Annotated in this window: 18 protein-coding genes; 11 read left to right on the top strand and 7 right to left on the bottom strand. The window is 42.6% G+C overall.

Annotated features, from left to right (window positions below):
- Positions 1–5 precede the first annotated feature (5 nt).
- From F0145_RS08290 to F0145_RS08280, 3 genes are all read left to right on the top strand, one after another.
- A complete protein-coding gene (locus tag F0145_RS08290) occupies positions 6–593 on the top strand; it encodes a YdeI/OmpD-associated family protein (RefSeq protein WP_150087842.1) in 588 nt (195 codons plus the stop codon).
- A 269-nt stretch (positions 594–862) separates the two neighbouring features.
- The gene (locus tag F0145_RS08285; protein ID WP_223815893.1) at positions 863–1,501 is read left to right on the top strand and encodes a hypothetical protein; all 639 of its coding nucleotides are present in this window, start codon (positions 863–865) and stop codon (positions 1,499–1,501) included.
- 65 nt (positions 1,502–1,566) lie between these two features.
- Complete coding sequence (locus tag F0145_RS08280; protein ID WP_150087841.1) at positions 1,567–2,415, top strand: GNAT family N-acetyltransferase; 849 nt, start codon at positions 1,567–1,569, stop codon at positions 2,413–2,415.
- Between the two features lie 100 nt (positions 2,416–2,515).
- Here F0145_RS08280 and F0145_RS08275 read toward each other — a convergent pair whose 3' ends face one another.
- The gene (locus F0145_RS08275) at positions 2,516–4,945 is read right to left on the bottom strand and encodes a TonB-dependent receptor (RefSeq protein WP_150087840.1); all 2,430 of its coding nucleotides are present in this window, start codon (positions 4,943–4,945) and stop codon (positions 2,516–2,518) included.
- A gap of 124 nt (positions 4,946–5,069) precedes the next feature.
- Between F0145_RS08275 and F0145_RS08270 the strand changes: the two genes are divergently transcribed.
- Positions 5,070–5,702 (top strand): MarR family winged helix-turn-helix transcriptional regulator, encoded by a 633-nt coding sequence (locus tag F0145_RS08270; protein WP_150087839.1) that lies wholly within the window; start codon positions 5,070–5,072, stop codon positions 5,700–5,702.
- Positions 5,703–5,763: 61 nt separating this feature from the next.
- Here the strand turns inward: F0145_RS08270 and mtaB are convergent, their stop codons facing one another.
- Positions 5,764–7,086: a tRNA (N(6)-L-threonylcarbamoyladenosine(37)-C(2))-methylthiotransferase MtaB gene (mtaB, locus tag F0145_RS08265; protein ID WP_150087838.1), complete on the bottom strand. Its 1,323-nt coding sequence runs from the start codon at positions 7,084–7,086 to the stop codon at positions 5,764–5,766.
- Between the two features lie 464 nt (positions 7,087–7,550).
- On the bottom strand, positions 7,551–9,392 hold the full coding sequence (locus F0145_RS08260) for an LTA synthase family protein (RefSeq protein WP_150087837.1): 1,842 nt from the start codon (positions 9,390–9,392) through the stop codon (positions 7,551–7,553).
- 256 nt (positions 9,393–9,648) lie between these two features.
- On the opposite strand from F0145_RS08260, the gene F0145_RS08255 reads away from it, so the two are divergent.
- The gene (locus F0145_RS08255) at positions 9,649–11,838 is read left to right on the top strand and encodes a glutamine synthetase III family protein (RefSeq protein WP_150087836.1); all 2,190 of its coding nucleotides are present in this window, start codon (positions 9,649–9,651) and stop codon (positions 11,836–11,838) included.
- Between the two features lie 92 nt (positions 11,839–11,930).
- Here F0145_RS08255 and F0145_RS08250 read toward each other — a convergent pair whose 3' ends face one another.
- Complete coding sequence (locus F0145_RS08250; RefSeq protein ID WP_150087835.1) at positions 11,931–12,389, bottom strand: hypothetical protein; 459 nt, start codon at positions 12,387–12,389, stop codon at positions 11,931–11,933.
- Between the two features lie 210 nt (positions 12,390–12,599).
- Here F0145_RS08250 and ispG point away from each other — a divergent pair, with 210 nt between their 5' ends.
- The 5 genes from ispG (at position 12,600) to F0145_RS08230 (ending at position 16,066) form a co-directional block, all read left to right on the top strand.
- Positions 12,600–14,579 (top strand): (E)-4-hydroxy-3-methylbut-2-enyl-diphosphate synthase, encoded by a 1,980-nt coding sequence (ispG, locus tag F0145_RS08245; RefSeq protein WP_150087834.1) that lies wholly within the window; start codon positions 12,600–12,602, stop codon positions 14,577–14,579.
- Positions 14,580–14,602: 23 nt separating this feature from the next.
- Positions 14,603–15,121, top strand: a complete 519-nt coding sequence (locus F0145_RS08240) for a hypothetical protein (protein WP_150087833.1) — start codon at positions 14,603–14,605, stop codon at positions 15,119–15,121.
- A gap of 197 nt (positions 15,122–15,318) precedes the next feature.
- The gene (locus F0145_RS26140; protein ID WP_190277495.1) at positions 15,319–15,486 is read left to right on the top strand and encodes a DUF6728 family protein; all 168 of its coding nucleotides are present in this window, start codon (positions 15,319–15,321) and stop codon (positions 15,484–15,486) included.
- Complete coding sequence (locus tag F0145_RS08235; protein WP_150087832.1) at positions 15,486–15,866, top strand: MmcQ/YjbR family DNA-binding protein; 381 nt, start codon at positions 15,486–15,488, stop codon at positions 15,864–15,866. The genes F0145_RS26140 and F0145_RS08235 overlap by 1 nt, the downstream gene beginning before the upstream one ends.
- Before the next feature lie 11 nt (positions 15,867–15,877).
- Complete coding sequence (locus F0145_RS08230) at positions 15,878–16,066, top strand: hypothetical protein (protein ID WP_150087831.1); 189 nt, start codon at positions 15,878–15,880, stop codon at positions 16,064–16,066.
- A 367-nt stretch (positions 16,067–16,433) separates the two neighbouring features.
- On the opposite strand, the gene F0145_RS08225 is transcribed toward F0145_RS08230, so the two are convergent.
- The 3 genes from F0145_RS08225 to F0145_RS08215 all read right to left on the bottom strand — a co-directional run bounded on the left by F0145_RS08225 (position 16,434) and on the right by F0145_RS08215 (position 20,881).
- A complete protein-coding gene (locus F0145_RS08225) occupies positions 16,434–19,316 on the bottom strand; it encodes a leucine--tRNA ligase (RefSeq protein ID WP_150087830.1) in 2,883 nt (960 codons plus the stop codon).
- A 252-nt stretch (positions 19,317–19,568) separates the two neighbouring features.
- Complete coding sequence (locus F0145_RS08220) at positions 19,569–20,276, bottom strand: spheroidene monooxygenase (protein ID WP_150087829.1); 708 nt, start codon at positions 20,274–20,276, stop codon at positions 19,569–19,571.
- 107 nt (positions 20,277–20,383) lie between these two features.
- Positions 20,384–20,881 carry a pyridoxamine 5'-phosphate oxidase family protein gene (locus F0145_RS08215; protein WP_150087828.1) on the bottom strand — a complete coding sequence of 166 codons (498 nt, stop codon included), beginning with the start codon at positions 20,879–20,881 and terminating at the stop codon, positions 20,384–20,386.
- Between the two features lie 138 nt (positions 20,882–21,019).
- Between F0145_RS08215 and F0145_RS08210 the strand changes: the two genes are divergently transcribed.
- Positions 21,020–21,601 carry an acyl carrier protein phosphodiesterase gene (locus F0145_RS08210; protein ID WP_150087827.1) on the top strand — a complete coding sequence of 194 codons (582 nt, stop codon included), beginning with the start codon at positions 21,020–21,022 and terminating at the stop codon, positions 21,599–21,601.
- Positions 21,602–21,729: the final 128 nt, after the last annotated feature.

Raw genomic sequence — 21,729 nt, 5'->3', positions numbered from 1 at the left:
AAATAATGGAGATTAAGACCGAAAAGAAAGTAGAAACTATTTGTCCGGTGAACCAGCAAGAATGGCGATCCTGGTTAGAAGAAAACCATTACTCAAAGCAGGCAGTCTGGCTTATTTATTATAAAAAGAAGTCTGGCAATTTCACAATCTCCTGGAGCGAAGCCGTGGACGAAGCGCTTTGTTTTGGCTGGATAGACAGCAAGGCAAAACCTTTGGATGCAGAACGTTTCATGCAATTCTTTACTAAACGGAAACCCAAAAGTGTTTGGTCGAAGATAAACAAAGAAAAGATAAAGCGATTAACCGACGAAGGACTAATTACACCAGCCGGTTACGAAAGCATTGAAATTGCCAAACAAAACGGCTCCTGGACAATATTAGATGAGGTAGAAGAATTAATTATTCCCCCGGATCTGGAAAAAGCTTTTCAAATACATACCGGTTCAAAAGATTATTTTCTAAGTTTAAGCAAGTCTGTTCGGAAAAGTATGTTGCAATGGCTCGTTATGGCCAAACGACCCGAAACCAGGCAGAAACGTATAGACGAAATAGCAGTTCTATCCGCCCAAAAGTTAAAACCAAAACAATTTTAAGAATCCGCAGTTAGTTTATGCTAGCTGTTCGGTATAAAGTTAGCTGTATTACTTCTTATACAAGTATTAACCTAAATTTGTTGGCATTCATATAATAGTCGTGCTTAAACTATTGCTAGTAGTATTAACTTTCTTTTACTAATTGCCGAATAACAGGATAGAAAATTATGCTGGTACAGCAAACCTTCTTTAACCAAAGTTGTTTTAAAAGTTCTCGTTTAAAAGACCACGATTAATTTATTCGTGCTCAAAAGATTACCTGCAAATACATGTTTACCAATTTGCCTATAGTTAAATATTTTTTATTTACGTTGCTAGCTTTATTAATTGCCGGGCAAGTTGAGGCACAAAGTAATTTAAATCTTAAATTTTTTGGTTTAAGCCTGCATCCCAAAGGCGATGTAAATGCCCCTTTAATGCCGCTGAACCCCGATAAAAAAGGCTATTTTGTTTTTAATTTGGGTGGTACGCTGGGCTACGAACATTTCCTGAAACCAGATAAATTTTCGCTGAAAGCTATTCAGGCCGTTTATTCCGATTGCGCGGCGCAACTCGGTGGCTTTACGCATTTGGGGGTGCGGTGGGTAATATTTAAAAAAGGCAAGCATTCGCTTAATGGCGGTTTTGGACCTACTTTGGTTTACCGCCGCAATTGGTACGAACTGGATAATTACGAAGATTCCGGTTTTTTCAAAGGCGGGCAAGATGTCAAATATCAATATAAATTTATTCCGTATGCCGGCGAGTTTGAGTATAACCTGGCCTTAAACGAGCAATACGAATTTTCTACTACTTTTATACCGGGTTTTCCCAGCCTCATGAGCTTATCTTTTGGCATAAGGTATTGGCTGCCGCAAAAGAAAAAAACGGAAGCTCCTTTACCTGTGCAGCCGGCTGTGCGGCGCTAATTATTTATGCTTACCGGGTTATTTTGGCAAAGCAAAATTTAAGATATTTGCCGCAAAATTAACTTATGCATTTCGGTACTTTACAGCACACGTCTTTACAAATTATTGCCGATACCTTTAACCTGGCTTTCTCGGATTATGTAATTCCGATGCATTTTACGGAAGTACAGCTCATAGAAAAACTCACCCGCGACGGAATACATCTGGAACATTCGGTGGGTGCTTTCGATGGCGATAAATTGGTGGGTTTTATTTTGCAGGGATTAGGTCCGTGGGAAGGAGCACTAACGGCGTATAATGGCGGCACTGGGGTAATTCCGGATTATCGCGGTCAAAAACTTACTCAGCAATTATATGCTTACAGTATACCCCAATTAAAAGCGGCGGGCGTAAAACAATGTTTGCTGGAGGTAGTTACCCGCAACCTCGTAGCCCTTAAAACTTATAAAGCTATTGGGTTTAACATTGCCCGCACCCTGGAAAGCTACAAAGGTGAATTAAATATGAAAGCTTTTCCTTCGTTACCAACCGGATTTATTTACCGGGAAGTAATCGATCTGGATTGGGAATTAGCCGAATCATTCTGGGATTGTAAACCTTCCTGGGGATATAATTTTGCAGCTATACAGCGCATTAGGCAATTTACCCAGCTAGCGGGCATATACTATAAAAATAACTTAGTTGGGTACGGCGCTATTCATGAAAATACCAACCGGATGGCCCAGTTTGCCATTGCACCGGCTTATCGCCGACAAGGCTTGGGGTTACACTTGTTCCAGAAATTGGCCGCCGGTAAAACTGTTCCGCTCTCGGTTATTAATGTAGACGAGAAAAGTGAATCAACGCTGAATTTTCTGGAGGATATTGGGCTTACCGCTTTTTTGCAGCAATACGAAATGACTTTAGCAATATAAAAAAAGAGAACTAATATTTTCCTTAAATGATGAATATATTAGTTCTCTTCAGTGCTGTTTAGTTTAGAATAAACAAAAATAATCCGCTGCTTAATAACAATTAAAACTCCAGGATAAAGCCTAAAGTTGGTACCAGGTTGCCATCGTCGTTATTCAAGATAAGCGGAATGGCGTTGCTGCCGTCTTCGCGCAAAAGTCCGCCATCGGTAGTGGCAAAGCCGTTGTTCCCGGTGTTGCGTTGAAATGTATAACGATCGTAGCCGGGTGTTTTGCTGCCCAACACGTTGGCAATATCCAGGAACAAATCCAGGGTAATACGGTTGAAGTTCCATTTTTTATCCAGACGCACATCCAACTGACTGAAAGAGCGCAACCGCTCAGAATTTAGGCGCGAATAATCCAGAATGCCTACCCCTAAGGCTCCATAATTCCGCTGCGAAGCTTCTAAATCGAAAGGCGTGGTAGGCGCGCCGCCGGCGTAGCGGTATTTCGCGCCAAATTCCCAGTTGCGCGGCAATTTTTTACCCAATAACCCCGAAATCAAGTGACGGTAATCCCAGGAACTGGAAATATATTGCCCGTTGGTACCAGCAAATTCGCTTACCACGTAAGTATAAGAAAGTACTGAGAAAACAGATTTGGTAAGTTTTTTCTGGAGGTAAAATTCAAGGCCGTAAGCGCGGCCCTCGCCATTGGTGTTAACCGCTTCGTTGCCGATAGAACCAAAATCGCCGCCCTGGTTGGCCAGCGAAATGCCATCGCGTATAGAAACCGGATACTGGTTGTAATCTTTATAAAAACCTTCTAAAGTAAAACGCAAATCGGGGCGAGGCAAATATTCGGTACCCAACACATAATGAATCGATTTAATGTAATCGGCCGTTTTATTTAAATACTGATTATTTTGTTGGAAGCCCAGCACCGTGTAAGTCGGTAATTTGTAATAAATACCCGACGAAGCATTCAGCGTCCATTTATCGGATAACACGTACGAAATGGCACCCCGGGGCGAAAGCGTTTTAAGCGGATTCCGGCCTTCTTCGGTAAATGAATTCAGATCTGAGCGAATACCGAAAGATAAACCCAGTTTATCGTTTAAAATTGATCTGGAAACCTGGCCGAAAGCTCCGTAACGGAAAAAATCGAGGTTGGTATTGTAATTAACCGTTAGGCCGGGCTGCACCAAATTGCCCTGGTCGTCGCGCAGTTCCGGCCTGATTACGTTAAATACATTGTTCTTAAACTGCACAAACTGACCAGATACACCATAAGCATATTTAAATCCATTCTGGAATTTATTTACATCCAGCCGCAATTTATTTTCAGTTTCGCGCGAGTTCGATTTTAAAGTGCGCAAAGCATTGTTGTTGTTCTGCGCGTCTTCAAATTTTTCCAGGTCTATGTTAAAGGCATTCCGGCTCAAAGCTAAATTTATGTAGCCGTCGTTTATTAATCTTTTGGCCGCTACGCCGGTGGTATAATTCCATTGGTTATTCAGCGGAATAGAACGCAAAATATATTCGTTTTCGGGAGTGCTGTTGCGCGGTACGCCAAAGGAAAACTCATCTATGGCCCCCACGCCCAGGAAGGTAAGCGAAGTTTTATCGTCTAGTTTATGATCTACTTTGTACTGAAAATCCCAGTAATTAGGCCGGATAGGTAAATCGAGCAGTTTAAACAAAAATTGTAAATAAGAGCGCCGCGCCGATACCAGGTAAGTTGTTTTGGGCGAAATAGGCCCTTCGAACGTAGTGGAAAATTCAGAACCGCTTAACCGGATGTTACCGGAAAAACGCTCGGGATTACCATAGCGCTGCCGGAACTGAAACACTGAGGCCAGGGCATTATCGTAACGCGCATCAAAAGCCGATGAACTTACTTTCATGTCTTCGATAAACGATACGTTGAGAATACCCGTAGCACCGCCCGCGCTGCCTTGGGTAGTAAAATGGTTAATCAGCGGAATTTCAATGCCATCGAGGTAATAAACGTTTTCGCTGGGCGCGCCACCCCTGATTATTAAATCGTTGCGGCTACCCCCGCCGGTACCGCTGGTGGCCACACCCGGCAACACCTGCACTACTTTCGAAATATCAAAATTTCCACCAGGGTTGCTCCTGATTTCTTCGGTACTCAGGCTTTGCACCGATAGCGGCGTTATTAAATCGGCTACAGCAGCACTTTGGCGCCGGTTAGCGGTAATTTCTACTTCCTGTAATTTATTTGCAGCCGGCGCTAGTTCAAAGTTTACAATTTGGGCGTTACCGGCCGTAACGTTAATATTAAATTTGCTTTGTGCTTGGTAACCCAAATAAGAACTTTGCACTGTATAGCTGCCCAACGGAATATTCTCCAGGCGGTACCGTCCGCTTTCGTTACTTACCGCACCTAATTGGGTATTAGTTAACTGAATGGTTACGCCAATTAATGGCTCCTGGGTATTTACATCTCGCACGGTACCCGTAATTACACCCGTTTGGGCCAAAACAAACCCTGGTAAAAAAAAGCAGAGTAAAAGAATTATCCTCATTTCTTATGTTATCATATTAAAACATTATAGTAACATAATACTTAGGTAATTGTTTTAAGGATGAAAATCAGGATAATCCTTTTGAATAATTTTTGCTTCAACTTTAAAGTCAACCTAAAATACTATGTCCGCTTATAAATATAATTTATTACAAGACCTGTTGCCCTGGCTCGAACAATATGAGCAGGAACAAGGTGCAGCAAGCGGAAATTTACCTGATTTTCAGAAATGGCTGGGCGAACGGTTGAAGCAAGCAACGGAGGCATTGCCACCAACCAGTCCGGAGGAAGCGTTGGAAGGCGAAATTGCCCGTTACTTTTCGATGCTAAACCGCTACACCAAGTTTTACATAAAAAAAGCTTTACACCAAACCAGTTTTGTATCGCTAGACGATTTTGGTTATTTAATGCATTTGCTCGATGGCGGCAGCATGACCAAATCGGCCTTGATTTTAAAAAACATGCACGATATTCCGTCTGGTACCGAAATTATTAAGCGGCTTATCCGGCGGGGTTGGGTAACCGAAACCCGCGACGAAATAGATAAAAGAAGAATATTTTTAGCGATTAACGAAGCCGGGAAAGCAACTTTATTCTCTTCGTTGGGTCAGTTCCGGAAAGTTTCGCGCATCTTAAGCCGAAATTTAGATATTACAGAAAAGCAGCAGTTGCTCCGGATTTTAAAGAAGTTGGAGGCATATCATCACCAACGGTTTACTTCTGATAAAAATAAATCTATAGATGATATTATAGATTAACAGGCAATTTGATGTGACTTTGTATTACAGATTAATAATTTAATTATTTGATTTTTAAGCATTAATGCTGCAATACTTCTAAAAATGCTTCTTCTACTTCCATCAGACCTTTTTCGTTAAGGCGGGTTAAACGCACGTGTTTGGTTTCGTTAACGAGCAACGGATCGTATTTGGCTACTACCCGCACGTAATTTTCCGTAAAACCTTCCATTAACCCATTCTGAATATCGGCTTCAAACAAGACGGTGGCTTGGGTATTTACATTTTGTTCGTAAAAAAGCCGTTTCTTTTTCTCCGATAATATGCGCAGCATATCGGCCCGGAGGTTGCGCTCTTTCTGCGGTACAGCGCCTGGTAAGGATATAGCGCGCGTATTATCGCGCTCCGAATACGGGAATACGTGCAAATAACTTACTTCGAGTTCGTTTAGGAAATTATAAGTTTCTAAAAAGTCTTCTTCCGTTTCGCCGGGGAATCCCACAATAACATCAACCCCAATACAGCAATGCGGCATTAAGCTTTTAATGGTTTGTACCCGGCTGGCATACACCTCGCGCAAATACCGGCGGCGCATTAATTTTAATATTTTGTTAGAGCCCGACTGGAGCGGAATATGAAAGTGCGGCATGAATTTTTGCGAACTTGCTACAAACCGGATAATATCATCGGTAAGCAAGTTAGGCTCGATAGAAGAAATCCGGAAGCGGTTAATGCCCGCTATTTTATCCAATTCCTGAACTAGTTCGTAGAAATTTTCCTGGCGGCCTAAACCAGCCTGAATCCCAAAATCGCCGAGGTTTACGCCGGTGAGCACCACTTCTTTCACTTCGGTTTGGGCAATTTCTTCGGCGGCTTTTATTACTTCGGCAATAGAATTGCTCCGGCTTTTGCCGCGGGCCAGTGGTATGGTGCAAAACGTACAGGAATAATCGCAGCCATCCTGTACTTTTAAAAACGTGCGGGTACGGTCGCCGAAAGAATAAGCGGTATGGAATGTATTGGCTTCACTAATGGCACTGGCATACACCTGCGCCTTCTTCGGTTTCACAAAGCCATCCAGCATATCTACCAGCCGGAATTTTTCGGCGGCACCTAGTACGGCGTGTACCCCTGGTATTTCGGCAATTTCCTGCGGTTTTAACTGGGCGTAGCAACCCACAATGGTAATAAATGCTTCCGGCGAATGCTTTAAAGCTTCTTTAACTACCTTGCGGCATTTTTTATCGGCATTATCCGTTACCGAACAAGTATTAATAACATAAATATCCGGCGTATCTTCAAAAGCTACTTTCTGATAACCTCTTTCCTGGAAAAGCCTGGAAATGGTAGAGGTTTCGGAGAAATTAAGCTTACAACCCAACGTATAAAAAGCCACTTTTTTCATAAGGCCGCAAAGATACAAAAATCTAAGCAAAAGCGATAAGCATCAGGTTATTCTATTTAATATTAACGTGTATAGCCGCAAGATTAACAATGCATTATACTGCCTAATAGAAATACTTACCTTAAATAATAGCTCTACATAATTTTTAATTATTTTAAACCTTAGATTGGTAATATTATTACTCTTATTTAAATTTAAATGGCGCTTTAACCTTCTTGTACATATTTTCTCAAAAGTCCCTGCTCACCGCCGTCATTCTGAAAGAATCTTATTAGCAGGCCACCAGTAAGATTCTTTCAGAATGATGGCGGTGGGTGGTATGGCCTTTGCTTTATTTTAAATAAGGAGTATTAATTTGATAATGATATCATTTAAAATGCACCCTGTTAATGGACAGTTCGCAGGTTCGAGTCCCGTCCGGACTGCAAAAAACTTTTATGTTAGCAGTTTCAAATCGCTAAATTCTATTTAGCTAAAAAATCTTTGAAAGATAGTTGCATGTAAGCTTTTCCGTAATCAATTTGTTTGGGGGATACCTGCGCATCTTTCCGGATTATTTTTTTGGCTACGTTATCAAAGGTTACGGCTCCCTGGGGGGTAATGTACCCGAAACCATCGTTAAACACATAAAAGGCAAAATCCTGGGTCTGCGGATCTAATAAATTTTTACTCCACTGGTAATTGGCTTCATGTAAATTTAATTGCGCGAGTACGGTTGGTACAATATCGGTTTGGGAGCCTACTTTGGAAATAACCTGATTTTGCATAGCGATGGCCCCGCCCGTTAAAATAAAAGGTATCCGGAACTTACTGGGTGCGTCATTCGGGTCATCGCCTGGGAAACGATGTCCGTGGTCGGCGGCTAATATTACCAGCGTATTTTGCCACCAGGGTTCTTTTTTTGCTGCTTCTACAAACTGCCCAAGCGCATAATCGGTGTAATAAACAGAATTCCGGAAACGGGTGGTTTCATCGGCACCTTTAAATTTAGCCGGCATCGGAACATCGTAAGGCTCGTGGCTGCTGAGCGTGAATACGGTGGTAAAAAAAGGTTGCTTTTCTTCTTTTAAATCCTGAAGTACCCTTTGTAGCAGCACATGGTCGTGTACGCCCCACTTGGAGTTATAATCTTTGGCTTCAAAATCGAATTTACTAATCAGGTGGTCGTAGCCGGCGTTTAATAAATAAGATTTGATGTTGGCAAAGGCCAGTTCGCCACCGTAATAAAAACGGCTGCGGTAACCTTGCGCTTCCAGTACGTGGTTTAAGTGGGGGAGGTGCTCGGTTTTACGGGGCGTTTTCACGATAGAGGTAGTTGTTTGCACCGGGTAGCTGCTGAGTAAAGCCACCAATCCTTTTTCGCTCCGGTCGCCGCTCGCGTAAATATTATTAAATAAAATGCCTTCTTGGGCCAACTTATCTAAGTTTGGCGTGGCGCTCAGTTCACCTGCTCCCAGGCAGCCTACTACTTTGGCTGTATAACTTTCCAGGATAATAAATAATACATTGGGCTGCTGCTTATGCAGTACTTTAGGTAAGGCGGTAGTTTTAGGCGTTTTATATAATTCCGATACGAGCCGTTGTGCGGTAGAATCCGGAAAATATTCGTAAGGGTTTTGGTTTTCGTAGTTCCTTTTACTTAAGGAGTACATAACATTCCAGGGCAAATTAACGGCCGCGTGGTTCGCGAAAATATTATCGGAAAAATATACATCGCTTTGGTTAATAGGAATGTGCTGCAAACCACCCCGGATGGGCACAATTAAAAAAGCAAACCACCACACCGACCAGATAATAAAGAATAATTGACTTTTCGCACCAAAAATGATGGCCGGAACCAATTTGCGTAATAAAACAAAGCCCAGCAAGCTCAGTAATAAGAACAAACCCACTAATAATAGTACCGGTGCATTCCCGGACGAAGCTGCCATTTCGGTGGGCGTAGCTAAATATTGCAGGGGAGTGGCATCCAGCCGGAATCCCCAGGCATTATACAATTCCAAATCAACGGTTGTTAGCAGCGCAATTAATACGATGAAAAACCAGGTATAATATTTAATTGGCTTTAAAATGTTAAGCTGCGGAAAAAATGCTTTTACCAGCAAAAGTAAAAACGGAATAATGCTCAGGTAGCCGGCAAAAGAAATATCCATTCTTAAGCCGTATATAAATATTTTAGAAACTTCTGTTCCGGATAACTTACTGCTGCGGGAGAAATGATAGAGCAAAAAAAATGCTTTGGCTCCAATAAAAAAGAATATCCAGGTTAAAAAATACCTTGCGTGCAAAAACCACTTGTTATTCATGCCGCAAATATACTTTAAGGTAGTTTCAATAACTAAAAGTATAAGCTTAGTGAATGGCTTGGGCAGACATCCTTAATTTAAACCCTTTTACCCGAAATTAGATAAATTTTTAGCAATGATGCTCTTTTATAAAAGGGTAAATTTAAAGTTTTGCTAAATTTTTACAGAATTGGTAAAAAAATTAAAGGTATTTGTTATGAAAATTAAAACAATTATTACCTTTGGCAAACCTATTAAAAAAACTGTATTAAAAACTATGGCAGTACTTCGTTTTAGAGCACTTGAGGTAGCTGAAAGCCGTCAGCCCGTTGAAGTGATAGCTCCCGCCCCCAAAATTTCTGATTATTATGGTAAAAACGTATTTGGCCTGGAAGCCATGCGCACTACCATGTCGAGCGAATATTTTAAAAAACTTACTTCTGCTATTAAGCACGGCACCAAAGTAGAGCGTAATGTGGCCGATGCGGTAGCAGCCGCCATGAAAACCTGGGCTTTATCGAAAGGTGCTACCCACTATACGCATTGGTTTCAGCCATTAACCGGCGCAACCGCCGAAAAACACGATAGCTTTTTTGATTTAAACAGCGATGGCCAGGCCATTGAAAATTTCAAAGGTTCGGCCCTGGTACAACAAGAGCCAGATGCTTCTTCTTTCCCGAACGGTGGTATCCGCAATACCTTTGAAGCCCGCGGTTATACGGCCTGGGACCCAACTTCACCTGCTTTTATTATTGAAATTGCCGGTGCCAAAACCCTTTGTATTCCTACTATTTTTGTAGCGTACACCGGCGAGGCCCTGGATTATAAAGCGCCTTTGCTTAAAACTTTAGTGGCCCTGGAATCGGCTGCTGTAGAAGTATGCCAATATTTCGACCGCGATGTAACCAAAGTAAGCGCTACTTTGGGTATTGAACAAGAATATTTCTTAATTGATAAGGCCCTGTACGCTGCCCGCCCAGACTTAGTAATGACCGGCCGCACTTTATTTGGTCATTCACCGGCCAAAGGCCAGCAGTTAGAGGATCATTATTTTGGTTCTATTCCTACCCGGGTGCACAACTTTATGGTTGATTTTGAGCAGGAAGCGCATAAATTAGGCATTCCTTTACGGACTCGCCACAACGAGGTAGCGCCTAACCAGTACGAGTGCGCGCCTACTTTTGAAGATGCAAACTTAGCCGTAGACCACAACCAATTGTTGATGGACCTGATGAGCAAAGTTGCCGAGCGCCACAACTTTAAGGTGTTGCTGCACGAAAAACCATTTGCCGGCGTAAACGGTAGCGGTAAGCACAACAACTGGGCAATGTCTACCGACACTGGGGTAAATTTATTAGCGCCGGGCAAACGTCCGAAAGAAAATTTACAATTCTTAGCGTTCTTTGCCACTACTTTAATGGCCGTACATAAAAACGCCGATTTATTACGTGCCAGTATTGCATCGGCCAGCAACGACCACCGTTTAGGTGCCAACGAAGCGCCACCCGCAATTATTTCGGCTTTCATTGGTTCGCAATTAACAGAAGTATGCGAGGAGTTAGAAAATAATTCTTCTATTGCTATTGACAAAGGCGATAACATGTACCTGAAACTGGGTATTGATAAAATCCCGGAAATATTACTGGACAACACCGACCGTAACCGGACTTCGCCTTTTGCCTTTACCGGTAATAAATTTGAGTTCCGCGCAGTAGGTTCTTCGGCCAACAGTTCTTCGGCCATGACTATTCTGAACGCTATTGTGGCCGACCAGCTGATTGAGTTTAAGAATGTGGTAGATGCCCAGATTGAAAAAGGTAAAAAGAAAGAAGTTGCCATTATTGATGTAATCCGGGAATATTTAAAAGCATCTAAACCAATCCGGTTCGAAGGAAACGGTTACTCTAAAGAGTGGGAAGAAGAAGCCGAACGTCGTGGTTTATCAAACGTAAAAACTACGCCGCAAGCTTTAGACTTCCTGGTTACAAAACAAGCCGAAGAATTATTTACCCGTTTAGGTGTTTATACCAAAGTAGAGCTGCACGCCCGGCACGAAATATTGCTGGAAGAATATATTAAGAAAATTCAGATTGAAGGCCGCGTATTAGGCGACCTGGCGCTGAACCATATTATTCCGACTGCAGTTGCTTACCAAAACAAACTTATTACCAATATTAAAGGTTTACGCGAACTGGGTCTGGAAGAAGAATTTACCAACGCGACTTTAGATACCATCAAAGATATTTCGAAACACGTTTCTATCATCAAGAAAAACGTAGAAGAAATGGTTGAGCGGCGCAAAGTAGCGAACAAAGTAGAAAATACCCGCGATCGCGCTATCATGTACTGCGACGAGGTAAGACCTTACTTCGATACCATTCGTTACAGCGTAGATAAATTAGAATTAATGGTCGACGACGAAGATTGGCCATTGGTAAAATACCGCGAAATGCTGTTTACCCACTAGTAAGCAACATTGTATAAAAATAAAGAAGGCTCCGATACCGGAGCCTTTTTTATAAACTTAAACCTAAACATTAAAATTACAACACTCTTTTATCAGGCTGCTTTGCCTGGTGTAAACTTATCTTTAACCTGATTTTTCAGGATATTCAATTTTTCCAGTTGGCTGGTTACGCCGAGTGAGTTTAACAAATCCTGCACCTTGCCGGTTGTTAAAGCTTTTTTGCCAATTCTTTTCAAAATAAAAGGCAATAATAAGGTAGCAATATTTAAAGCTGCGCCGCCAGGTAAGCCAAAACGCAATATTAAGCGGCTAACTAACCGCTGCATTATTTTATCTACCAACAGGTTGGTACCAATTTGCCCGGGCTTACTTTTTAAGAAAGTAACTACTCCATTGTAATTACCATTCTTCAGTTCGGCCTGTAATATTTCTTTTACAGTACTAGAAGTTAACGCAATAATATCAAAAGCCTGTTTTCCTTTTAGGCCAAATTGCTCGGCCTGGCTTTGAATACGCTCCCGAAAACCATTACTTAAGTATTTATTAACCATTTGTGTAAAATTCCCCATCTTATTTACAAGTAAAGCAAAAACCTTTCCAGTTTAATTAATCTGCTTTCATTAATCTAATTAAGAACGCTTATATTGTTAAAACAACGGTTAAATAGCCTTAATTCAATAAATTGGTTTTAATTTTACAGCCAGCAAGCCGAACAAACCTGGCCTGATTTTAGTTAAGAATTAGATCCTACTCGTATTCCTATGAACTTACAATATTGTCCGAGCCTTACCCAATATATCCGGCGGGAAACCCGCGAAGTTGCCATTGGCGAGGTGGCTGTGGGCGGCAAAAACCCCATTCGGGTACAATCGATGACTACTGTTGACACCATGGATACTCTGGGATCGGTGGAGCAGACCATTAGAATGGTAGAGGCCGGCTGCGAGTACGTGCGCATTACCGCGCCAAGCGTGAAAGAAGCAGAAAACCTCCGCCATATTAAAGCCGAACTGCGCCGCCGGGGTTACAACGTGCCTCTAATTGCCGATATTCATTTTACGCCGAACGCTGCTGAACTGGCCGCCCGGATTGTAGAAAAAGTGCGGATTAACCCCGGTAATTACGCCGATAAAAAGAAATTTGAAGTAATTGAATATACCGATATAACCTACCAGGCTGAGTTAGACCGGATACGCGAACGGTTTGTACCGCTGGTAAAAATCTGTAAAGAGTACGGCACCGCTATGCGCATCGGCACCAACCACGGCTCTTTATCCGACAGAATATTAAGCCGTTACGGCGATACTCCGCTAGGAATGGTTGAAAGTGCCTTGGAATTCTTGCGCATCTGCGAAGACCTAAATTATTACGATATTGTTTTATCGATGAAGGCGAGCAATACGCAGGTAATGGTGCAAGCTTACCGTTTGCTTGCGCAAAAACTAGCCGAAGAAGGTTTGCAGCCTTACCCGTTTCATTTAGGTGTTACCGAAGCCGGCGAAGGAGAAGATGGCCGCATTAAATCGGCGGTGGGTATAGGTACTTTATTGGAAGACGGCATTGGCGATACCGTACGGGTTTCCTTAACCGAAGCCCCGGAGTTTGAAGCGCCGGTTGCCCGCATGCTTATTGATAGGTACACTAACCGGACTGGTCACGCCGAAATTAAGCCTATCTGCAACGTGCCCATTAATCCGTTCCAATATCATCGCCGCGAAACTTTTGAAGTTGGTAACCTGGGCGGTCAAAATGTGCCGCGGGTAATGGCCGACCTTAACCGCCTGACCAATGTGCAATATGCTGATCTGAAATGCGTGGGCCACTTGTACTCGATGTTGCTGGATAAGTTTAACATGAACGACTTGGGCGCTGATTATATTTATACCGGAAGTAACCCCATTGCTTTTATGTTGCCCAACGGCCTGAAAGAAGTAGTTGATTATGCTGCTTGGTTAGCCGGCGGTCAGCGCCAGGAGCATTACCCGGTTTTAACCCAAACCGAGTATGCTAATACCGGGCCGCGCCACCCGGAACAGAATTTTGTTTTTCAGAATATTAATTCCTTAACCAACGAGGCTGTTGCCCAACTGCGCGCAGATAAAACTGCGGTAATTATCTTATACACCGAAAACAAACACGCTATGGCCGAGTTGCGGAAAGCTTTTTTCCGGCTGATGAATAATGGCGTAGCGAATCCGGTAATAATAAACCGGCAATATTCCGAAATGAGCCTGGAGCAAACGCAGTTATATGCCTCTACCGATGTGGGTGGTTTGTTACTGGATGGCTTAGGCGATGGCGTGGTACTCAGCACCGAATTATTACCCGAAAAAAGTAAAACCGAGTGGTTGAGCTTGCTGGATAATTTAAATAAATTAAGCTTCGGCATTTTGCAGGCGGCGCGTACGCGCATGAGCAAAACCGAATATATTAGTTGCCCGAGCTGCGGCCGCACCTTGTTTGATTTACAGGAAACCACCGCCATGATTCGGAAACGCACCGACCACCTGAAGGGCGTAAAGATTGGCATTATGGGTTGTATTGTAAACGGTCCCGGGGAAATGGCCGATGCAGATTATGGTTACGTAGGAGTAGGCAAAGGCAAAATTGCCTTGTACCGCGGCCAAAACGTTATTAAAAAAGCGGTTCCCGAAGACAATGCCGTAGATGAATTAATACAGCTAATTCGGGAAGACGGCAAATGGATTGAACCTGTGTTTCTGGAGCAGGAAGTAGGCTAAAAAATTTATTAATATTTATACTGATGAAAGCACCGTTAAAAGCCAAAACAACAGTTTTGTTCTTTTTACCGGTGCTTTTATTATTTAACTGCTCTGAACCGAAGAATTCTAATCCGGTGGTTACAAAGGCTGTTCCAGTAGAATTACCCAAATGGACCTGGGCCATATTAGAAGCAGAAAACTTTAAAGAGAAGTACGAATACAACTTCCAGATTAATCCTTTTTACCTGCAAGCCGATTTTGATAAAGATGGTTTTTTGGATATTGCTATTCTAATAAAGGAAAGCGCAACTAGTAAAACCGGCTTAATGGTTTTGCGGCAACAGAAAGAGCAGCCCGAAATATTTGGCGCCGGACAACAAAACACTTTGGGCACCGAAGATTGGAACTGGCTACAAACCTGGAAAACCGAAAACGTTTTGCCCGCCGGAGCAGACGTGCAGCCGGCTGGTGCCGTTCTAATTTTATTGCCGAAAGCTAAAAATCAAATTGCTCCCTGGCTGTTCTGGCAGGAAGAAAAGTGGCAATGGAAAATAGATTAAATATTCCGGTAAGCCGGTAATATTACCTAACTAAAACACTTTTATTTACTGCCATTACAGTTATTAAATAGCTGTAAATATCAGCAATAAGGCTTTACTTTACCAAACTTCTTTACTTACTTACATGTTCTCTAAATAGAACAATCGTTTTTGATTATATTAACTAGAGATTAATTTACATCTATAAATATTCGGGTATGAAAGGACTTTTTGATTTTTCGGAAGTAGCAACTTATTTTTTCCGGAAAAAAGATCCCAAGCGGAAAACAAATTTTAACCTGCGCAGCATGCATTTTATTAATAAATTGTCGATGCTGATGTTTTTGGTGGCGCTGTTTATTCTAATTTTCCGCCACGTATTATAATGCACATCGAAGAATTTCGGGAATATTGCCTTGCAAAGCCGGGGGTGACCGAAGAAACACCCTTTGGAGTAGACACCCTGGTGTTTAAAGTAGGCGGCCGGATTTTTGCTTTAACCAATATTAATACTTTTGAAAGCATTAACCTGAAATGCGATCCGGAAGTGGCGGTACAGTTGCGGGAGCAATATGAGGCGGTACAACCGGGTTACCACATGGATAAAAAACATTGGAATACCATTCGGGTGCACAATAATATTCCGGATTTGGTTTTAAAGCAATGGATTGATCAGTCGTACTACCTGGTGTATGCCAAACTAACCCGGGCGCAGAAGTTAGCCATTACCCTACACGACGAACCGCCGTTAGATACTCCAGCTTAATAAAATTTGGTATGAATAAAAAGGTGCTGCTGGTCAGAATATTGCAATTGGTGTTTTTTGCCGCAGTTGGTTTTGCTAACTGGTATAAAGCCGGAAATTCTAATGATTCTTTTTACCAGATTGTAATGGCCGTTTGTGCAGTTGGTTTTGTGGCTGTACTCTTTACATTATTTTATTCCGGACGGAAAAACAAAGTTTAAATATTCTTTACTTTGGGTTGTGTTTACCTGGTTAGCCTATATAACAAGAAAGCCGCTTAAAGTAAGCGGCTTTCTTGTTTTTTGTAAGTGATATACCAATATCAAATGAAAACTGCACTTTCAAATAAAGTAAAGGCTGTACCACCCACCACGGTCATTCTGAAAGAATCTAATTGGCTACTTGCTAATAAGATTCTTTCAGAATGACCGCCGTGAGAGGGTGTTTGGTTGTAATTATTTTATTGCTTTAAAAGCAAATTTTGGTCATCCTGAGCTTGCCGAAGGATCTATAACAGCATTTTAGCTATTTCGACAGGCTCAACATGACTGCAATATTTTAAACGCTAGATGCTAATAACAGTATTAATTAAACTACTACGTTTACAATTTTATTAGGTACCACAATTATTTTTTTCGGCGCTTTGCCTTCTAAATATTTATCAATTACGCCCGAAGAAATTACTTCTTTTTCGATTTCTTCTTTAGGTTTATCCGTTGGGAAAGCCAGTTTACCTCGCATCTTACCATTTACCGAAATTGGGTATTCGAAAGTGCTTTCGGTTAAATATTTTTCTTCCCAGGTTGGGAAAGGCTCGTACGCAATGCTTTCGGCGTGGCCCAGCAACGACCAGATTTCTTCGGTGATGTGCGGCGCGTAAGGGGCCAATATTACGGTAAGCGGTTCCAGAATCGCCCGTTTGTTACACTTCAGGGTAATTAATTCGTTCACGCAAATCATAAAGGTACTTACGGAAGTGTTAAACGATAAACGCTCCATATCTTCCTCTACCTTTTTAATGGTTTTGTGCAGCGTTTTCAATTCGGCCGGTGTTGGCTGATCATCTGAAACCAAGAAATTGCCGTTGCTATCGAAGAATAATTTCCAGTAACGCTTCAGGAATTTATGCACCCCGTCGATGCCGTTGGTATTCCAGGGCTTAAATTGCTCCAGCGGGCCCAAAAACATCTCGTACATCCGCAGCGTATCGGCGCCCACGCGACTTATAATATCATCTGGATTTACTACGTTTCGCTTAGATTTGGACATCTTCTCAATTTCTTGAGCAAGCGGCATATTATCACTTTCCCAAATAATAATAGGAACTCCTAGTTGTTTTGAATATTCTATAAATAAGGGGTCCTCTTGATACTTTATTTGATTATCCTTAGATATTGTCCCATCTAAATTAACAAAATCTATTGGCACCCTAAGTTTATAATCATTTAATAGAAAATACTTTTTAGCTTCACCATTAATATTAATTATTCGCTCTGAGTTTTTCTCATAAGGCTTCGATGAGAAAATATAAACCATATTGTTAGATTTCATATCATCGCCAGTATATCCATATACATTAGCATAGACAAAGCTAGAAACACCTTGGATCATTCCCTGGTTTATTAACTTCCGGAAAGGCTCCACTTGCGAAACCAAACCTAAATCGTGCAGGAACTTGTACCAGAAGCGGGAATATAACAAGTGACCGGTAGCGTGCTCCGAGCCACCAATATATAAATCTACGTTCTGCCAGTATTGCTCGTCTTCGGGCGTAACAAATGCTTCCTGGTTATCCGGCGACATGTAGCGCAAATAATACCAACTGGACCCCGCCCAGCCTGGCATGGTGCTTAGTTCGTAGGGATATTCCCCTTTGTACTTCCAATCTTTGGCGCGGCCCAAAGGCGGTTCGCCGGTTTCGGTGGGCAGGTAAGCATCAATTTCGGGTAAAACCAACTGCAGCTCCGATTCCGGCAATGGTTGCGGAATGCCGTCTTTGTAATATATTGGAATGGGTTCGCCCCAGTAGCGCTGGCGGCCGAATATGGCATCGCGCATCCGGTAATTTACCTTGCCCTGGCCAATGCCCATTTCTTCGAACTTAGCGGTGGCGGCTACTAAAGCGTCTTTTACTTCCAGGCCGTTCAGGAAGTCCGAATTAATCATTTTGCCTTCTTTGGCTTCGTACACCTCGTCAATATTAGAGCCTTCGATAACCGGCACAATGGGCAAATTAAAGTGTTTTGCGAAATTAAAGTCACGAATATCGCTGGCGGGTACGGCCATTACCACACCAGTACCATAGCCGGCTAGTACGTAATCGGCCACCCACAGCGGAATTTCTTCGCCGTTCAGCGGGTTCAGTACGTACGAACCGGTAAATACGCCGCTAATGGTTTTTACATCGCTCATGCGGTCGCGCTCCGAGCGGTTTTTGGCGGTGCTCACGTATTCTTCTACCGCCTGGCGCTGCTCCGGAGAAGTTAATTCCGGCACCCATTCGTGTTCGGGGGCAATGGCCAGGTAGGTAACACCGTAAATGGTATCGGCCCGGGTGGTAAATACTTTTAGTTGCCGTTCCGAATCTTTTACTTTAAAGTTCAGCTCCGCGCCTAAAGATTTACCAATCCAGTTACGTTGCATTTCTTTAATAGCCTCGGTCCAGTCCAGGCTTTCAATATCGTTTAGCAAACGTTCGGCATAGGCCGTAATGCGTAAGCTCCACTGCTGCATTTTTTTGCGTTCTACGGGGTAACCACCGCGTTCGCTCACGCCGTCTTTTACTTCGTCGTTGGCCAAAACCGTACCCAAAGCCGGGCACCAGTTTACAGTAGCTTCCGATAAAAAGGCTAACCGGTATTGCAGCAACACATCCGATTGTTGTTTTTCGGTCATCGCTTTCCACTCATCGGCCGTAAAGAAAGTGCGCTCCTCTTCGTCGCAGGCGGCTTTTACACCATCAGTTCCGTTTTGCTCGAACTTAGCTACCAGCGTAGCAATCGGTTCGGCTTTATCAGTTTCCTGGTTATACCAGGCATCGTATAGTTTCAGAAATATCCACTGGGTCCACTTATAATAATCCGGGTCGGAGGTGCGCACTTCGCGGCTCCAGTCGTAAGAAAAACCCAGGCTGCTTAACTGCTCTTTGTAACGGGCAATATTTTCTTTGGTGGTAATAGCCGGGTGCTGACCGGTTTGAATGGCGTACTGCTCGGCCGGTAGTCCAAAAGCATCGAAACCCATAGGGTGCAGCACGTTAAAGCCCCGCTGCCTTTTGTAGCGGGCCATAATATCCGAAGCTATATAACCCAGTGGGTGCCCTACGTGTAAGCCGGCTCCCGAGGGGTACGGGAACATATCCAGCACGTAGTACTTGGGTTTGCTGTTATCGGTAGTGGTTTTAAAGGTTTGCTGCTGGGCCCAGGTTTGCTGCCACTTTTTCTCTATCTGACTAAAGTTGTAATCTGACATGCTTTTGTTTATGAAATCGAAAATTGGCTTCCGGTAAAGTTTTGCAGAACCAGCCAGCCGGGTTGTTCGGTTTTGTTAATTTCTGCAAGTTAAAAGAAATCATTATAAATATTCAACCAAAAGGCATTTCCATTTCTAAAATAATAAGGTGCTAAACAATTTTTAATACAGATTTAAATAGGCAATGTCTGAATCAGGGAATTATTCAACCTAATATTTTCAACCCAGTAGGAGAGAAGCAATGGATTATTTTTAAATAATGGCTAAAGGATTGCGTCCTTTCCAGGTACCAGTAGCGGAAATTACCCGGAAACGGGCAAACAATTCTTCGTGGTACCAGTTGTCCTGGCGGGTTTTGCGTATTACTTGCTGGTGGAGGGCATTTTTGTAAGCGTATTGCATCATTTGCGGTTCGCTTTCCCAAATGCTAAAAGTAGCCTGCCGGATAAAAGGTAATTCGCCTAAGCCCACGGCTGCTAAAAGGCCGGGCGCATTTTCTAAGGCTTTGCTCGTTTCTTTGCCGTGTTTCCAGAAAGCAGGCAATGCCCGCAGGTTAATAGAGGCCCGGGTTAATACGGCTAATGGTCCGGCTGGAATATTGGTATCGGCAGCAGGAACAAAGGGACTTTGGTTATCCCATAACCCATGCGCTTTAATGGGTTGTAATTTCACCGTCCAGGTTTCGTTGCAATGTTTCTGATATGCCTTCATAATATCAGAATGATTAAAGAAATCATCGGCCTGTACTTCAGTTTCCCAAACGGCCATTAAGCCATACAAATAAAAATCGGGGGTTAAACTAAATACGCGGCCTTTGCCGCTGCCCAATAATTTAAAGAACTGCAAACCGGGCGTTTGTTGCAAACGGAGTGGCATGGTTCCCATTTGGGCCAGGCCCCAGCGCCAATGGCCTTTCCGGATGCCGAATAAACTAAGGGTGGTAATAGATGGGGGAAGCAATTATTTAAAGAATGGCGTTGAATAAACGTTGAGTAAAAGAGCTAAAGCAAATTAGCTGAATATTTAATAAAAAAGGAGAACTGGTTCTCCTTTTTTATCTTAGTAAATTATTTGGTTACATTAATTTTTTCGTTGTCGCCGGGGTGGTAGGGCTCGCCGGTAACTACGGCTTTGGCGTAGCCAATTAAATGTACCACCGGGCTGGTAGGCGTATCCCAATATTCGGCCTGCGTAATTTCTACCCGTATGGCCGCAATATTCGGGTCTTCTTTACCTTCGGGGAACCAGGCTTTAAAGGGCTCACTCCACAACTCATCTATTTTCTGGCGATCGCGGCTTACGGTGGCAACACCCGAAACCGAAACATATAATTTATTACTTTCGTCGGCAAAACTTAAGTTTACATGGCTTTCGTTGCGTATTTCGTGCGACTTCGGCGAATTTATAGCGGTTAAAAACCATAGGTAATTGCCTTCTATTTTTAAAGTTTGCATGGGCCGGGCCCGCAAGGTGCCGTCTTGTTCGGCGGTAACCAGCATGGCGGTTTTAATATTATTAATTTTTTCTGCCAGCTTCTGCAGATTTTCGCTTGCGTTATTTTCCATAGTTTTAGGTCTGTAATTATTGTGTAGGGTACGCGGTCAAAAAGCAAAAGTTCCGTTTTACCTTCTGGCGGCCCCATAGACCATAAACCTAAACGTATCCGTATTGTTTATTTTACATTCATACTAAACCCTGATAACTTGAATTATTTAGCACATGCCTTTCTTTCCGGCGCCGATGAGGAATTATTAGTAGGTAATTTTATTGCCGATTCGGTGCGGGGTAGCCAATTACAATTATACCCGGATAAAATAGCCCAGGGCATTATTTTACACCGCCAGATAGATACTTTTACCGATACCCACCCAATAGTACAACAAACAAAAGAACGGCTGCGCCCTACTTACCGGAAATACGCCGGCGTTATTGCCGATATTTATTATGATCATTTTCTGGCCATTAACTTCGACCAATATTCCGATGCAGGTTTGGCGGTTTATACCCAACACGTGTATAATTTGGTGCAGCGGCACCACGCTATTTTGCCCAAAAGAGTATTATATTTTTTGCCTTACATGATAGAACAAAACTGGCTGCTAAACTACGCCAACCTCGAAGGCATCCGGCGTTCGCTTACCGGTTTAAGCCGGCGTACAGCTTTTGTCTCTAACATGGAAACGGCCGCCGATGAACTGCGTGAAAACTACCACCTTTACCTCTACGAGTTCAATATTTTCTTTCCCGAATTAATGGCTTATGTAATAGAACAGCAGAAAGCTTAGTCTATATTAATTGCTTGTTAAATCAAATAAAGATTAATTTAATATAGTAATACTCAATTTTAGGTATTGTACTTACCAATAATATTCTTTATCTTAGATTAATTAAAATTATTATCCTTTAAAATACT

Source organism: Adhaeribacter rhizoryzae (assembly GCF_008629685.1).
In the GTDB taxonomy this organism is placed as follows: Bacteria; Bacteroidota; Bacteroidia; order Cytophagales; family Hymenobacteraceae; genus Adhaeribacter; species Adhaeribacter rhizoryzae.
This window is presented reverse-complemented; position numbering and strand designations above follow the sequence as displayed.